This window comes from Steroidobacter gossypii, assembly GCF_016801985.1.
GTDB classification, from domain to species: Bacteria; Pseudomonadota; Gammaproteobacteria; order Steroidobacterales; family Steroidobacteraceae; genus Steroidobacter; species Steroidobacter gossypii.
Genome location: NZ_JAEVLS010000006.1, coordinates 211,344 through 226,782, shown reverse-complemented (window position 1 = coordinate 226,782; position 15,439 = coordinate 211,344). Strand labels below are relative to the sequence as shown.

The window sequence follows — 15,439 nt, the reverse complement described above, 5'->3', positions numbered from 1 at the left end:
GCTGAACCGTCGTGACGCCGCTTGTCATTGCCGGGCCCTCGGCGCTCGCTGTAGTCTTCGCAGTTGCGGCCCACACTTAGCGCTTTGCGCAACACACGCGATCGGTTATGCGTCTCGTCATCGTCAGCGGCCTGTCTGGATCCGGCAAGAGCGTGGCGCTGCACATGCTTGAAGATCTGGACTATTACTGCGTGGACAACATTCCCGCAGGCCTGCTGCCCATGTTCATCTCCCACACCGTGCGCTCGCGCGAATCGACTTACGGTTACACGGCGGTCGGCGTCGATGCGCGCAACCGGCCTGCGGAAATCGCTTCCGTGCCGAAGCTGGTTGCCGATCTGAAGCGCAGCGGCGTCGCGTGTGAAGTGCTGTTCCTGCGCGCGGATCAGGAAGCATTGCTGAAACGTTACAGCGAGACGCGCCGGCGCCACCCGTTGAGTCGCGAAGGCTTGGGCCTGGCCGACGCGATCCTCCAGGAACAGGCGTTGCTCGAACCGATCGCCGACGCGGCCGATCTGATCATCGACACCACGCGCACCAGCGTGCACGAACTACGTGAGTTGATCCGCGAGCGGGTCGGCGCACGCGTCGAAGGTCGCATGTCCATTCTGTTCGAGTCGTTCGCATTTCGACATGGCGTTCCTGGCGACGCCGATTTCGTGTTCGACGTGCGCAGCCTGCCCAATCCCTATTGGGAGCCGGGTCTGGCGCGCTTCACCGGTCGCGATCCCGCCGTGGTCGAGTATCTCGAGCGCCATCCGCAAGTGACCAAGATGTTCGACGATATCGTGGGCTTCCTGGAGCACTGGATTCCGGAGCTGGTGCGTACCAACCGCAGCTACCTGACCATCGCGATCGGTTGCACCGGCGGTCAGCATCGCTCGGTGTATCTGGTGGAGCGACTGGCCCGTCATTTTTCCGCCAAGTTCCCGCAGGTCCACGCGCGCCACCAAGTCGTGGGCGTCCACCGCGCCAGCTAAAAGATTAAATCTCGGTGACAGGGGCCACCCTCGGATACACGGACGTACCCCGCCGTCGCAGACGGCGGCGAAAGGCGAAAGTCACGCCGTTCACCGACTCGCGCTCGGGTCGTGGCTGGATGCCCGATCCCGAGCATTGATTTGCGCGCGCGCCGCTCGCCGCTACACTGCGCGCGCCATGACCGAAGCTCAGCAACAAAAGCAGACCCGACTCGCCGCGCTACGTAGCGCGCTCGAGCAAGGCTCGCTGCGCCACGGGCATCGGCTCATCAACAGCCTGCATCCGGCGGAAATCGCCAGCCTGATCGAATCGCTGCCGCCGGCGCGACGCGAGATCGTCTGGGAGTTCGTGGATCCCGAGATCGAAGGCGATGTGCTGATCGAGCTCAACGAGGAAGTGCGCGGCGAGCTGATCGGCGGCATGGACGCCGAGGAGTTGATCGCCGCCACCGAAGGCATGGAAGTCGACGACCTCGCGGACTTGATCGGCGACCTGCCCGAGACCCTGAACGAGCGCGTGCTCCACTCCATGGACGCGCAGGATCGCGAGCGGCTGAGCGCGGTCATGCAGTTCGAGGAGGACAGCGCCGGCGGCCTCATGAACCTCGACGCTGTCACCGTGCGCGCCGACGTGACATTGGAAGTGGTGCTGCGCTATCTGCGCATGCGCGGTGAATTGCCCGCCCGCACCGACCAGCTGTTCGTGGTCAACCGGAACGACAGATACCGTGGGGCCGTAGACATCACCCGCCTGCTCACCGAGGACCCCGAGAAGACTGTCGGCGAAGTGATGGACTCGAGCGTCGAGGGCATTCCGCCGGAAACTCCGGCGCGTGAGGTGGCCAAGCTGTTCGAGGACCGCGACCTCGTATCCGCCGCCGTCGTGACCAGCGACGGGAAGCTGCTCGGACGTATCACCATCGACGACGTCGTCGACGTGATCCGCGAAGAGGCCGACCACTCGGTCATGAGCATGGCCGGTCTCGGCGAAGACGAAGATATGTTTGCCGGCGTTGTGACCAGCGCGCGGCGTCGCGCCGTCTGGCTGAGCGTGAATCTGGCGACGGCGTTTCTGGCCGCCAACGTCGTGGGACTGTTCGAGGCCACCATCGAGAAAGTGGTGGCGCTGGCGGTGCTCATGCCGATTGTCGCCAGCATGGGCGGCATCGCCGGCAGTCAGACCCTGGTGTTGATCATCCGCGGTATCGCGGTCGGCCAGGTCGAGCAGACCAACGCGCGCTGGCTGCTGATTCGAGAAATCTCCGTGGGTTTATTGAACGGCGTCGCGCTCGCCACCATCGTGGCCCTGGCCGCGGGGATCTGGTTCGAGGCGTGGACCGTCGGCGGGATTATCTTCGCTGCGTTGGTGATCAATATGTTGGCCGCCGCATTGGCGGGCGTCGGGGTGCCGCTGGTGCTCAAGCGCCTGGGCATCGATCCCGCGCTGGCCGGCGGCGTGATTCTCACCACGGTCACTGATACCGTCGGCTTCGCCTCACTTCTGGGCCTCGGCACGCTGTTCCTTACGTGAGTCCATCCGGCGCAGGATGGCCGTCGCGCCTGTCGACGCTACCGAGTAGCCGGCAAGGAACGACATGAGATCGTCCGCGCGCTTCATCGCGTCCTGATAGCCGAGCGCGATCAACTCCCGCGTGTACGTGTCCTGGAACAGCAGATAACTCATCAGCTGACCGCCGCCCGTATTCATGGCGCCCAACGTTCTCAGCAGCACACGTAAGGACCGCGGCAGCGACGCGACGTGATGGCGCGCTATCTCGGATAGATCGCGGCTCGGCAGGATGACCAGCATGTCGACCCTCCGCAGGTTCACGGGGCCGTCAGGACTGTTCACCGTGACCGGGCCCACGCGGTCCACGATCTGATTCAGCTGCGTGAGCCGCTCGAGATCCGAATACATGCCGTCCGTGAACAAGGAGTCGAGCATGTATCCGAAGATCTGCCCGAAAGTGGGACACAACGGCGGCACCGCCATGTTCGGCGATGTTTCGTTGCGAGTACCGATCACCAGCAAACGTTGCGCGCCGAGATGGATGGCGGCGCTGAACGGATTGGCTTCGCGCATCGCCCCGTCGCCGTAATACTCATCGCCGAGCAGCACCGGCGGAAACAGGAACGGCACCGCCACACTGGCCATCAGATGCTCGACGGACAAGGACACGGGCTGACCCGCCCGGCGGGTGCGCCGCCACGGCGCGCAGCCGGATTTGGCTTCGAAAAACGATACGGAACGCGTGCTCGCGTACCCGGCGGTGGACATGGCGAGGGCCTCGAGATGGCCATCCTCGATGGAGCGGCCGATGCGGCTGAAATCGAACTGTTCCTTGATCAGCTCGCGCAACGGCGAGTTGTCGAACAACGATTTGGGCGGCGGCAGCAACCATCCGCCGGACATCATGGCGAGGAACCAATGCAGACTGGCGCGCAGCATGCTGGAAGTGTCGGCGCGGAACACCTGGCCAACCTGAAAATTGCGCCAGACCCGCTCGAGGTTGCCGACCGCGACGCGGAAGCGATCGGCGTGGACGGCAATTGCAGTGGCGTTCACGGCGCCGGCCGATGTGCCGGTGACGACGGGGAAAGGATTGATCGCGCGCGCCGGCAACAAGTCCGCGAGCGCACGCAGGACGCCCACTTGATAGGCGGCCCGTGCACCGCCTCCCGGTAACACCAACCCTACCTTGGGCGGTCCGACCGGAGGCGCGGATGTCGGAGTGCGCTCGCTCATATGTTGAATCCGTGCCCTAATCGTTGGCGAAATTCCGGGCGCTGTCGATGGATCCGGGTGCTCGCCGCTGAGCGTTTAGTATGGCACAGTGACTTACGCTTGCTCGGTGACGCAGGTTTCATGTCGCCCGATACAGTCAGCTTGGCTCATCGTGCGTCGTCATCATCCAATCGCCGCGTGCTGCGGGATCGAAGCCTCGGGGGAATGCCATGCACCGTGTTCGTTTGTCTCGACTGAACATCCATTCCTGGGTTCGCACCTGGGTCCTGGCGGTCACGTTCACCTGGCTCGCCGCCAGCGTGGCCGAAGCCGCCGACAGCCCTTCGGTGGGCAGCCCTGCTCCGGACTTCAAGCTACAGGACCAGAACGGCAAGTGGCACGATCTGAAGTCCTATCGCGGCAAGTGGGTGGCGTTGTACTTCTATCCTAAGGACAAGACGCCCGGCTGCACCACTCAGGCCTGTGAGTTTCGAGACAACGTCTTCGCCTTCCGGGACGCCGGCGCGGTGATCCTCGGCGTCAGTGTCGATGACGTCGAATCGCACAAGGAATTTTCAGAAAAGCACAGTTTGCCGTTTCCGATTCTGGCGGACGACAAGAAGGCCGTGGCCAAGGAATACGGCGTGCTGAAACGTTTCCTCGGCACGGTGGAATTGGCCAAGCGGGATACCTTCCTGATCGACCCGGAAGGCAAGGTCGTGCGTCACTACGAAGATGTCGACCCGAAGGGGCACTCTCAGGTGGTGCTGAAGGACATCAATGAATTGCAGGCGAAGAGGAGCTGATTCCTTGAGCGGAGCTCTGGGTTCGACCGAGAGCCGATTCCTTGAGCGGAGCTCTGGGTTCGACCGAGAGCTGATTCCTTGAGCGGAGCTCTGGGTTCGACCGAGAGCCGATTCTCCGGCGGAGCTCTGAGCTGAGGCAAGCGGCGCGTTCTTCGGAGGAAGAGGCGTCGGTGGCTCGCGCCGTCCGAGGTGACCTTTCTCCTTCCGGCACCGTGCTCCCCTCGGCCGCGCAAGCGCGCCCGAGGGGTCCCGTCCCTGGGCGCACTGCGACGAAAAGGTCCCTCTTTTTCGACGCTGCCGGAAGGAGAAAGGTCACCTCGAACGTCGCCTCCGGCGACCGTTGCATACTCCCCGTTAAGAGCCTCAGCGGCAGCGTTCAGCGCGAGTGGTAACGATGCGCGAGGGGACGGCAGCGCGCCAGCGCGAGTGGTAACGATGCGCGAGGGGACGGCAGCGCGCCGGCGCGAGTGGTAACCGATGCGCGAGGGGCGGCAGCGCCAGCGCGAGTGGTAACGATGCGCGAGGGGCGGCAACGCCAGCGCGAGTGGTAACCGATGCGCGAGGGAGGCGCAGCGAGAGAGAGGGTCAGTGGAGGGCTTTGATGGCTTGTTCCAGGCCGCCGAGGGTCAGGGGGAACATGCGGTTTTCCAGCAGTTCGCGGGTGAGTTGGACGGAGGGCGTGTAGTCCCAGCGTTGTTCGGGTTCGGGGTTCAGCCAGACGTGGTGGGGCCAGGTGCGGGTGAGGCGTTGCATCCAGATGGCGCCGGCTTCTTCGTTCCAGTGCTCGATGCTGCCGCCGGGCTGCACGATTTCGTACGGGCTCATGGTCGCGTCGCCGACCACGATCAACTTGTAGTCGTGGCCGTAAGTGCGCATCACTTCCATGGTCGGGATCTTCTCCGCGTGCCGGCGGCGATTGTCCTTCCACACGTGCTCGTACACGAAGTTGTGGAAATAGAAATATTCGAGATGTTTGAACTCCGAGCGCGCCGCCGAGAACAGCTCCTCGCACACGCGAACGTGATAATCCATCGAGCCGCCGACATCCAGGAACAACAGCACCTTGATCGCATTGTGCCGCTCCGGCACGAACTTCAGATCCAGCAACCCGGCGTTGCGCGCCGTTGAATCGATGGTGCTGTCGAGGTCCAGGTGCTCGGCCGCGCCCTCGCGGGCGAACTTGCGAAGCTTACGTAGCGCGATCTTGATGTTGCGTGTGCCGATCTCGACCGTGTCGTCGAGATTCTTGAACTCGCGCTGGTCCCACACCTTCACCGCGCTCTTGTTGCGCGACTCGTCCTGGCCGATACGAATGCCTTCGGGGTTGTAACCGTAAGCGCCGAACGGCGAGGTGCCGCCGGTGCCGATCCATTTGTTGCCGCCCTGGTGTCGTTCCTTTTGTTCGGCCAGGCGTTGTTTCAACGTCTCGATCAGCTTGTCCCAACCGCCGAGCGCCTTGATCTGCGCCTTCTCCTCTTCGGACAGCGTGCGCTCGCCCATGCGCTTGAGCCATTCCTCGGGGATGCTCTTCATCATGGCCTCGAACAAATCCTCGGCCCCCTTGAAGTGCGCCGCGAACGCGCGATCGAAGCGATCGAAATGTCGTTCGTCCTTCACCAGACAGGCGCGCGACAGATAATAGAAATCCTCCGCGCTGGCGCTGGCAACGCGCGCCTGCAAGGCCTGCAACAGGGACAGGAACTCGGTGATGGACACCGGCACCGCGGCTTCGCGCAACTTGAAGAAGAACGGCACGAGCATGGTAGTTGGCGGCGACGTGGTTGAGGGTTCGTCGGAGAAAGATGGCCCTTAGCGGCTCCGACGATTCAGGAACACCAGTTGCTCGAACAGGTGCACATCCTGCTCGTTCTTCAGCAGCGCGCCGTACAACGGCGGAATCGATTTCTTCGGATCGTCGCTACGCAGCGCCTCGGGCGGAATGTCCTCGGCCACCAGCAGCTTGATCCAGTCGAGCAACTCCGACGTCGAAGGCTTCTTTTTCAGCCCCGGCATCTCGCGCACTTTGAAGAATGCGGTGAGCGCCTCCGACAGCAGCTCCTTCTTCAAGGTCGGATAGTGCACGCCGACGATGCGCTCCATGGTGGTCGCATCGGGGAACCGGATGTAATGAAAGAAACAACGCCGCAGGAATGCATCCGGCAGTTCCTTTTCGTTGTTGCTGGTGATGATGATGATGGGTCGATGCCGCGCCTTGATCCACTGGCGTGTCTCGTACACGTAGAACTCCATGCGATCCAGCTCGTGCAACAGATCGTTGGGGAATTCGATGTCGGCCTTGTCGATCTCGTCCACCAGCAGCACCGGCTGCACATCGCTTTCGAAGGCCTCCCAGAGGCGGCCTTTGACGATGTAGTTGCCGATGTCGTGCACCTTGGCGTCGCCGAGCTGCGAATCGCGCAGGCGTGACACCGCGTCGTATTCATACAAGCCCTGCTGGGCTTTCGTGGTGGACTTGATGTGCCAGCGGTACAAGGGCCGCTGCAGCGAGCGCGCGACTTCTTCGGCCAGCTGGGTTTTGCCGGTGCCCGGCTCGCCCTTGACCAGCAACGGACGGCCCAGCACCACGGCCGCGTTGACGGCCATCATCAAATCTTCAGTAGCGACGTAGTTGTCGGTGCCGGCGAAGCGTGACATGAACTCTCCGATAGGACGCGCGTGACCCAAGCAAACAGAGTCACACCATACCATCGGCAGACGCATGACTCATTGTTTGGTTGCCGCGCCAGGCAATAATTTGAGCGTGTGTCGGGGGTCGCCGGGCAGCAGCGGGCGCGGCTCGCCGTGCGCCCAGGCGTTATGGCCTGCTCCGTAGAACGGCGACAGCGGGTGATCCACCGGGCCGCCGGGCATCTGGAAATATCCTTCCGCCTCGCGCCCCGGCGACACCACCATGCGCTGAGACGCGCCGAACGACGGCCCCTGGACGCGCGGCATGAAAGCGTCCCCGGACAGCCGCTGCGCCGGCATATCCAGCCAGCGACCGATAAACGGCACGGCTTGCGACAAAGGATGGCGCATGACCAGCGTGTTCTGCGCGCCCCAGGTGCACTGGCTCAACGTGTTGCATTCAGCGATCAACGCTTGCAGAGCCGCGTCGACGGACGCCAGCAACGCCTCTTCCCAGCTGCCGAAACGCGGATCGAGCATGTGCGCCGGTTGGCGAGTGATCAACTGCCACAGCGGACCTTCGAACTGCGCGGACGGAGCGAACTTCGTCTCGGGATATTTAATACGCGCAACGGCGGTCAGCGACTCGAAGATATCCTTGCGGATCTGCAAACGCATCGCTCGCACCAGCCGATAGCCGACATCCTCGGCCGCGGCGCGCGCCGACCAGTCTTCCAGATACTTGCGAGCCTCGGCACGCAACGGCTGCCCTTTCACCGCGTCCGTGTTCAGCAACTCGAGCAGGAAATCGCGCCACCGAACTAGAAACAAAGCGCGATCATCCAGCTGAATGTTCACCATGTCTCTGGCGTTCGCGCTTTCGAGCGCCAGCAAGTCGTCGCGGATCTGCGTAGCGCGCGCGCCGTTGTCGTACATGCCATCGCCCATGAACGACAGCCACGATTCCACATCGATGGTGCGCGCATTCGCGGTCCACAAACGGCCCGCGGCCGGATCGACGATGCGCGGATACTCCTCCGGTTTACGCCAACCCATCCAACCGGCGTCCGGCGTGTTCCAAAGATACGGCATGGTCGAGTCGTACTTGCCTCGCACCGGCACCTGGCCCATCAACGTCCAGCCGATGCGTCCGCCGGCGTCGACCGCCAGGAAGTTCTGCACCGGCACGCCGGAGCGGTTGGCAGCCAGCAACGCCGCTTCGACGTTGTCGGCGGTCTCCAGATCGAGCATGCGGAAGTTGGTGGCCTGCGCGTGATGCGCGGTCCATGCAAGCGCCAGCAGGCGATTCGACGCCTCCTCGCGAACGATCGGCCCCCAACGCGTGTTCAGCACTCTGAGGCGTTCCGGATCTCCGTCCTTGACCCTCAGGATCTCGTCTCGAACTTCGAAAGGCTCCGAGCCCTCGGGGGTGAGATAGCGCGTGGCGTCCTGCGGATCGCGCTCCACGATGATCAGGTCGGTCCAATCGCCGAAGCTGTTGGTGAAGCCCCAGGCCACGTTGCCGTTGCTGCCTACGATCAGCACCGGCAGACCCGGCAATGTCACCCCCACCAGATCGCGGCGCGCGTCGCCCTCCGCTTCAACGATCATGCGAGCGCGGTACCAGACATGGGGCAGACGCAAGCCCAGATGCATGTCGTTGGCAAGCAAGGCGGCTTTGTCGACGGTGTGCGATCCGGCGACGGCCCAGCTGTTGCTACCGACGAATGTTTTCTCTTCCATCGTGCCGTCGGTGCGCGGCGCGGATAGAGCCGCCGCCCGCGCGGCCCCGGTGCGCAAATCGAAAATATCCGCCGACGGAATCGTTGCCGAACGAATGGTGCCACCGGCGATGGGCGCATCCCATTCAGTGCCCAGCGGCGCCAGGAAAGCGAACATGGTGGGTGGCAACGCCTCATAGAGCTGCAGGCGCGCCAGCTCGTCGGCGCCGCTGGAGTCGTTCAGATTCAGATACATCGAGAACGCGACCAGCACCGAATCCTCGGGCTGCCACGGCGCCGGCTGCTCGCCCAACAGCAAATATTCCCAAGGCTTCGCGCGGGCCTCCGACAGCGCGAAGTTGGCGCCGGCGGCATAGGCCTCGATCAACGCACGATCGTTCTCCGTCGCCGCCGCTAGCACTTCGCGAGCGACCTGACGAAAGCCATGCACGCGCAGCTTGCGATCCGCTTCCAGCACTGCAGGACCGAGCAACTCGGCCATCTCGCCGGCGGCCGCACGCCGCATCAGATCCATCTGGAAATAACGGTCCTGCGCGTGCGCGAAGCCAGTCGCATAGGCGAGATCGGATCGCGTGCTGGCGCGAAGCACTGGCGTGCCCTCGCCGTCGCGCTCGATGGAGGCGGGGGCGGAGACTTGTGCGGCCGTGATGTTGCCGTCGAGGCGAGGCAGGCTGGCGCGAAGTGCGAAATACCCGGCCAGCACGCCGATGACAAGAACGATCAGAACAGCGAGCGCGACATTACGCAGCGGCCGAAGCAGACGCATGGAAGCAGGCGCTAAACGCGTACCTCGAGAATCTTCATCGCGTTGGTCTTGCCCGAGACCCCCGACAGCTCACCCTTGGTGAGGATGATACGGTCGCCGATCTCCACCATGCCCTGTTTGAGCATGAGTTTGAAAATGTCCGCGTACAGCAACTGCGCATTCGAGTGAGTGATATCGAACGTCACCGGGTAGACGCCGCGATAGAGCATGACCCGGCGCCGCGTCTCTTCGTGACGCGTGAATGCGTAGATCGGAATGTCGGCCCGGATACGCGACATCCACAGCGGCGTGGAGCCGGACTCGGTCAACGCCACGATGGCCTTCACCTTCAGGTGATTGGCCGTGTACATCACCGCCATGGCGATGGCTTCGTCGGTCTTCTCGAAAATGCTGTGCTCGGTGCGATGACGAACCGGCGTGTGCGAAGACTCGTACTTCTCGGCGCCGAGGATGACCTGAGCCATGGTGGCCACGGCCTTCACCGGATACTTGCCCACGGCGCTCTCGCCCGAGAGCATCACCGCATCGGTGCCGTCCATAACGGCGTTCGCGATGTCGGAGACTTCGGCCCGGGTCGGTACCGGGTTGTGAATCATCGATTCCATCATCTGGGTCGCCGTGATCACCACGCGATTGCGCTTGCGACAGGCGGAGATGATGTGTTTCTGCAGACCCGTCAGCTCGGCATAACCGACTTCGACGCCGAGATCGCCGCGCGCCACCATCACGGCGTCGCTGGCTTGAATGATGCGATCCAGGTTCACCAGCGCTTCGCTGCGCTCGATCTTGGCCACGAGGTGGCCGTGACCGCCGGCGCCACGCAACAGCTGGCGAGCTTCTTCCATGTCATGGCCATCGCGAGCGAAAGACACCGCGAGGTAATCCACGCCGAGCTCGGCAGCGAGCTTGATGTGCTCGCGATCCTTGTCGGTCAACGCGCCAGCGGACAGGCCGCCGCCCTGCTTGTTGATGCCTTTGTTGTCGGAAAGCTCACCGCCCACCACAACTTTGGTCATGATGCGCGGACCGTCGACGTCCGTGACCTCGAGCACGATCAAGCCGTCGTTCAACAACAGCGTATCGCCCGCACGAACGTCCTTCGGCAGATTCTTGTAAGCGACGCCTACCGATTTGGCGGTGCCGGCCTTGGAGTCCAGGGCCACGTCCAGCACGAAGGTTTCTCCCTCGTTCAGGAACACCTTGCCTTCGACGAAGCGATCGATGCGGATCTTCGGGCCCTGCAGGTCGCCGAGCACGGCGACCCACTTGCCGACCTGTTCCGCCACTTCACGCACCATCTGGACGCGCTTGGCGTGCGCCGCGGCCTCGCCGTGCGAGAAATTCACTCGCACGACGTCGGCGCCAGCGCGCAGCATTTCCCCCAACACCTTTGGGTTATCGGTGGCCGGCCCGAGGGTAGTCAGGATCTTGGTGCGACGGAGCATTGAAACCTCGTGTACGTTAACGACTGCGCTCTTCCAATACCGCAACCGCCGGCAGCTTCTTGCCCTCCAGAAATTCCAGGAAGGCGCCGCCACCGGTGGAGATATATGAGATGTCGTCTTCTACACGATATTTCTCGATAGCGGCTAGCGTATCGCCACCACCGGCAATGGAAAATGCGGATGCTTTCGCGATGGCCTGCGCCAGAGTGCGCGTGCCCTCGCCGAACTGATCGAACTCGAATACGCCCACCGGGCCGTTCCAGACGATGGTGCCGGCGCTGGCGAACGAGCGTGCAAACTTTTCAGCCGTGTCCGGGCCGATGTCGAGAATCATCTCGTCGGCCTGGACCTTGGCTACCGGCTTCACGTCGGCTTCGGCATTTGCCGAGAATTCCTTGGCGACCACCACGTCGGTGGGCAATGGAATCTGCACATTCAACTCCGCCGAGCGCTTCAGCAGGGCCTTGGCGATGTCGATCATGTCCGCCTCGTGCAGCGACTTGCCGATCGGATGACCCTGCGCGGCCAGGAAGGTATTGGCGATGCCGCCGCCCACGATCAGCGTATCCACCTTGGACAACAGGCTCTCGAGCACCGTGAGCTTGGTGGACACCTTGGAGCCGGCCACGATGGCGATCAACGGCCGCTTGGGTTTTTCCAGCGCGGTCTCGAGCGCCACCAGCTCGTTCATCAGCAACGGACCGGCGCATGCGACCTTGGCGAACTTCGCGACCCCGTGCGTGCTGGCTTCGGCGCGATGCGCGGTGCCGAACGCGTCCATCACGAACACGTCGCACAGCGCGGCCATTTTCTGGGCCAGCGCTTCGTTGTCCTTTTTCTCGCCCTTGTTGAAGCGCACGTTCTCCAGCAGCACCACCTCGCCCGGCTCGGCATCGACGCCGTCCAGCCAGTGCTTCTCGAAGCGCACCTTGTAGCCCAGCAGCTCGGACAGCCGCTGCGCCACCGGCGCCAGCGAAAACTCTTCGTCGTACACGCCTTCTTCGGGACGACCCAGGTGCGACATGACGAGCACGCGCGCGCCCTTCTCCTTCGCTGCCTGGATCGTGGGCAGCGACGCGCGGATGCGCGCGTCGCTGGTGACTACTCCACCCTGCACCGGCACGTTCAGATCCTCACGGATCAGCACGCGCTTGTCGCGCAGGTCTAGATCGACCATCCGCAAGACGGCCATGATCAGCCCGCCTTGGACCAGGCGATGGTGGTGTCGAGCATGCGGTTGGAGAAGCCCCACTCGTTGTCGTACCACGAGCACACCTTCACCAGGGTGCCTTCGATGACCTTGGTCATGGTCGCATCGTAAGTGGAAGACGCCGGGTCGTGATTGAAGTCGACGGACACCAGCGGACCGTCGCTGTAAGCGAGGATGCCCTTCAACGGACCGTTGGCGGCGTCCTTCATCAGCTTGTTGATTTCTTCAGCGGACGTGGCGCGCTTGGCGACGAAGCTCAGATCCACCAGCGACACGTTGATGGTCGGCACGCGCACCGCGAAGCCGTCCAGCTTGCCGTTCAATTCCGGCAACACCAGGCCGACCGCGGCGGCGGCGCCGGTCTTGGTCGGGATCATCGACTGAGTGGCCGAGCGCGCGCGACGCAGATCCTTGTGGAACACGTCGGTCAGCACCTGGTCGTTGGTGTACGAGTGGATGGTGGTCATGACGCCGGACACGATGCCGATCTTGTCATGGAGCACCTTGGCCAGCGGCGCGAGGCAGTTGGTGGTGCACGAAGCGTTGGAAATGACGGTGTGGCTGGCTTTGAGTGTGTTGTCGTTGACGCCGTAAACGATGGTGGCGTCGACGTCCTTCTCGCCCGGCGCCGAGATCACCACCTTCTTCGCGCCGCCCTGCAGGTGCAGACCCGCCTTGGCCTTGCTGGTGAACAGGCCGGTGCACTCGAACACGAAATCCACGCCCAGCTGGCCCCACGGCAGCTTGGCAGGATCGCGCTCGGCCAGCACCTTGATGCGGTCGCCCTTGACCACCATCGAGTCGCCGTCGACCGTCACATCGCCGTTGAACTTGCCGTGCACGGTGTCGTAGCGCGTGAGGTGCGCGTTGGTCTGCGCGTCGCCGAGATCGTTGATCGCGACGATCTGAATTTCTTGCTGGCGATTCGCCTCGTACAGCGCGCGCAGGATGTTGCGGCCGATGCGGCCGTAGCCATTGATACCAACTTTGATGGGCATTCGCGTTACCTCGTTGAAATCACTGCAGCAGCTTCTGCACGGTGCGGACGACATTGTCCGCCGTGAAGCCGAAATGTTTGAACAGATCCTTGGCCACGCCGGACGCGCCGAACGTAGTCATGCCGATGATGGCGCCACGCGGACCGACATAGCGATACCACGTCTCGGTGGCGGCCGCTTCAATCGCCACACGCACTTCGACATTACGCGGCAGCACCTGTTCGCGATAGCTCTCGTCCTGCGCTTCGAACACGTTGGTGCTCGGCATCGACACCACACGCACCCGCTTGCCGGCCTGTTGCAACTGAGCGGCCGCTTCGACGGCCACCGCGACTTCCGAGCCGGTGGCAATCAGGATCGCCTCCGGCGCGCCGTCCGAATCCTTGAGCACATAGCCGCCTCGCCGGATGTTGGCGATCTGCTGTTCGCTGCGCGGCTGCTGCGGCAACGCCTGGCGCGTCAGCGCCAGGGTCGTCGGACCGTCTCGACGTTCGATCGCGTCGGCCCATGCGAGCGCCGTCTCCGTGCTGTCACAGGGGCGCCACACGATCATGTTGGGAATGATGCGCAGACTGGGCAGATGTTCCACCGGCTGATGCGTCGGGCCGTCCTCGCCCAAGCCGATCGAGTCGTGGGTCATCACATAGATCACGCGCTGCTTCATCAACGCCGACATGCGCATGGCGTTGCGAGCGTAATCGGAGAACACCAGGAAGGTGCCGCCATAAGGAATCAGGCCACCGTGCAACGCCATTCCGTTCATGAGCGCGCTCATGCCGAACTCGCGCACGCCGTAATGGATGTAGTTGCCGGAGGGATCCGCGCCGGTCATGGAGCGCGAGTCCTTGCGATTGGTGTTGTTGGAACCGGTGAGGTCGGCCGAGCCGCCCAGCAACTCCGGCAAGCCGGGGCCGTAGGCGTTCAATGAAGCCTGTGAAGACTGCCGGGTCGCGAGCGCCTTGCTCTCCTTGGCAACTTCGGCGACGTACTTCGACACCACGTCGCGCCAGCCGCTCGGCAGTTCGCCCGCCTGGCGACGCTGGTACTCGGCCGCCAGCTCCGGGAATTCGGCCTGGTATGCGTCGAAGCGCTTTTGCCACTCGGACTCGCGCTGCGCGCCTTTATCGCGAGCGTCCCATCCCGAACGGATCTCGTCGGGAATGACGAACGGCTCGTAGTTCCAGCCAAGGTGCTTGCGAGTCGCGGCCACCTCGTCGGCGCCAAGCGCCGCGCCGTGCGTAGCCTCGGTGCCCTGCTTGTTCGGCGAGCCCCAGCCGATGATGGTCTTGCAACAGATCAGGCTCGGCTTGTCGGTCTGCGCCACCGCGGCGGCGATGGCCTTCTCGATGGCCGCGGGATCGTGGCCATCGACGTTAGCCACCACGTGCCAGCCGTAAGCTTCGAAGCGCTTCGGCGTGTCGTCAGTGAACCAGCCGTGCACTTCGCCGTCGATGGAAATGCCGTTGTCGTCGTAGAACGCGATCAGCTTGCCGAGCTTGAGCGTGCCGGCGAGCGAGCACGCTTCATGCGACACGCCTTCCATGAGGCAGCCGTCGCCGAGAAACACCCAGGTGCGGTGATCGACGATCTCGTGTCCGGGGCGATTGAAAGCGGCCGCCAGGTGCTTTTCCGCCAGCGCCATGCCGACCGCGTTCGCGAGCCCCTGGCCCAGCGGGCCGGTGGTGGTCTCGATGCCCAGGTGCGAGTCGTGCTCGGGGTGACCGGCGGTGTGCGAGCCGAGCTGCCGGAACTTCTGCAGGTCCTCCAGCTTCAGCGGATAGCCCGTCAGGTGCAGCAGCGAGTACAGCAGCATCGAGCCGTGGCCATTGGACACCACGAAACGGTCGCGATCTGGCCACAGTGGATTGCCAGGATTGTGCTTGAGATGATCGTTCCACAAGACTTCCGCAATGTCCGCCATGCCCATGGGCATGCCCGGATGGCCGGAGTTGGCCTTTTGCACGGCGTCCATCGCCAGGGCGCGGATGGCGTTGGCGAGCTGCCGGCGGTGCGCTGTCTGCATCGGAAAATATCTCGAAAAGTGCGTGGAAGGCTACGATTCGGCCCAAGCTGTGAAACTCAACACGTCCCACCCAAGGCACAGGGATGTGCCCGACGCCGCAGGCGGCGAGCGCCGGG

At 63.4% G+C, this 15,439-nt stretch carries 11 protein-coding genes; 3 read left to right on the top strand and 8 right to left on the bottom strand.

What is annotated here, in order from left to right:
* Positions 1-107: 107 nt before the first annotated feature.
* Together rapZ and mgtE are read left to right on the top strand one after the other, a co-directional pair.
* Positions 108-980, top strand: coding sequence for an RNase adapter RapZ (rapZ, locus tag JM946_RS24720; RefSeq protein ID WP_203170056.1), 873 nt, complete (start codon positions 108-110; stop codon positions 978-980).
* Between the two features lie 178 nt (positions 981-1,158).
* Entirely contained in the window at positions 1,159-2,511 is a 1,353-nt protein-coding gene (gene mgtE, locus JM946_RS24715) for a magnesium transporter (RefSeq protein WP_203170055.1), read from the top strand.
* On the opposite strand, the gene JM946_RS24710 is transcribed toward mgtE, so the two are convergent.
* Positions 2,476-3,726, bottom strand: a complete 1,251-nt coding sequence (locus JM946_RS24710; protein WP_203170054.1) for a patatin-like phospholipase family protein — start codon at positions 3,724-3,726, stop codon at positions 2,476-2,478. The genes mgtE and JM946_RS24710 overlap by 36 nt on opposite strands.
* Positions 3,727-3,935: 209 nt before the next feature.
* Between JM946_RS24710 and JM946_RS24705 the strand changes: the two genes are divergently transcribed.
* Complete coding sequence (locus tag JM946_RS24705) at positions 3,936-4,511, top strand: peroxiredoxin (RefSeq protein ID WP_203170053.1); 576 nt, start codon at positions 3,936-3,938, stop codon at positions 4,509-4,511.
* 585 nt (positions 4,512-5,096) lie between these two features.
* Here the strand turns inward: JM946_RS24705 and JM946_RS24700 are convergent.
* The 7 genes from JM946_RS24700 to tkt all read right to left on the bottom strand — a co-directional run bounded on the left by JM946_RS24700 (position 5,097) and on the right by tkt (position 15,323).
* Complete coding sequence (locus JM946_RS24700) at positions 5,097-6,272, bottom strand: vWA domain-containing protein (protein ID WP_203170052.1); 1,176 nt, start codon at positions 6,270-6,272, stop codon at positions 5,097-5,099.
* A 48-nt stretch (positions 6,273-6,320) separates the two neighbouring features.
* On the bottom strand, positions 6,321-7,166 hold the full coding sequence (locus JM946_RS24695) for an AAA family ATPase (RefSeq protein ID WP_203170051.1): 846 nt from the start codon (positions 7,164-7,166) through the stop codon (positions 6,321-6,323).
* Between the two features lie 69 nt (positions 7,167-7,235).
* Complete coding sequence (locus JM946_RS24690; RefSeq protein WP_203170050.1) at positions 7,236-9,647, bottom strand: penicillin acylase family protein; 2,412 nt, start codon at positions 9,645-9,647, stop codon at positions 7,236-7,238.
* A gap of 11 nt (positions 9,648-9,658) precedes the next feature.
* Positions 9,659-11,092: a pyruvate kinase gene (pyk, locus tag JM946_RS24685; protein ID WP_203170049.1), complete on the bottom strand. Its 1,434-nt coding sequence runs from the start codon at positions 11,090-11,092 to the stop codon at positions 9,659-9,661.
* A 16-nt stretch (positions 11,093-11,108) separates the two neighbouring features.
* A complete protein-coding gene (locus tag JM946_RS24680) occupies positions 11,109-12,284 on the bottom strand; it encodes a phosphoglycerate kinase (RefSeq protein ID WP_203170048.1) in 1,176 nt (391 codons plus the stop codon).
* A 2-nt stretch (positions 12,285-12,286) separates the two neighbouring features.
* A complete protein-coding gene (gene gap / locus JM946_RS24675) occupies positions 12,287-13,300 on the bottom strand; it encodes a type I glyceraldehyde-3-phosphate dehydrogenase (RefSeq protein WP_203170047.1) in 1,014 nt (337 codons plus the stop codon).
* 19 nt (positions 13,301-13,319) lie between these two features.
* Positions 13,320-15,323 carry a transketolase gene (gene tkt / locus JM946_RS24670; protein ID WP_203170046.1) on the bottom strand — a complete coding sequence of 668 codons (2,004 nt, stop codon included), beginning with the start codon at positions 15,321-15,323 and terminating at the stop codon, positions 13,320-13,322.
* Positions 15,324-15,439 lie beyond the last annotated feature (116 nt).

Excerpts from the sequence above, each read along its gene's own strand:
- rapZ (WP_203170056.1), top strand. The coding sequence starts at position 108 with ATGCGTCTCGTCATCGTCAGCGGCCTGTCTGGATCCGGCAAGAGCGTG.
- mgtE (WP_203170055.1), top strand. The coding sequence starts at position 1,159 with ATGACCGAAGCTCAGCAACAAAAGCAGACCCGACTCGCCGCGCTACGT.
- JM946_RS24710 (WP_203170054.1), bottom strand. The coding sequence starts at position 3,726 with ATGAGCGAGCGCACTCCGACATCCGCGCCTCCGGTCGGACCGCCCAAG.
- JM946_RS24705 (WP_203170053.1), top strand. The coding sequence starts at position 3,936 with ATGCACCGTGTTCGTTTGTCTCGACTGAACATCCATTCCTGGGTTCGC.
- JM946_RS24700 (WP_203170052.1), bottom strand. The coding sequence starts at position 6,272 with ATGCTCGTGCCGTTCTTCTTCAAGTTGCGCGAAGCCGCGGTGCCGGTG.
- JM946_RS24695 (WP_203170051.1), bottom strand. The coding sequence starts at position 7,166 with ATGTCACGCTTCGCCGGCACCGACAACTACGTCGCTACTGAAGATTTG.
- JM946_RS24690 (WP_203170050.1), bottom strand. The coding sequence starts at position 9,647 with ATGCGTCTGCTTCGGCCGCTGCGTAATGTCGCGCTCGCTGTTCTGATC.
- pyk (WP_203170049.1), bottom strand. The coding sequence starts at position 11,092 with ATGCTCCGTCGCACCAAGATCCTGACTACCCTCGGGCCGGCCACCGAT.
- JM946_RS24680 (WP_203170048.1), bottom strand. The coding sequence starts at position 12,284 with ATGGCCGTCTTGCGGATGGTCGATCTAGACCTGCGCGACAAGCGCGTG.
- gap (WP_203170047.1), bottom strand. The coding sequence starts at position 13,300 with ATGCCCATCAAAGTTGGTATCAATGGCTACGGCCGCATCGGCCGCAAC.
- tkt (WP_203170046.1), bottom strand. The coding sequence starts at position 15,323 with ATGCAGACAGCGCACCGCCGGCAGCTCGCCAACGCCATCCGCGCCCTG.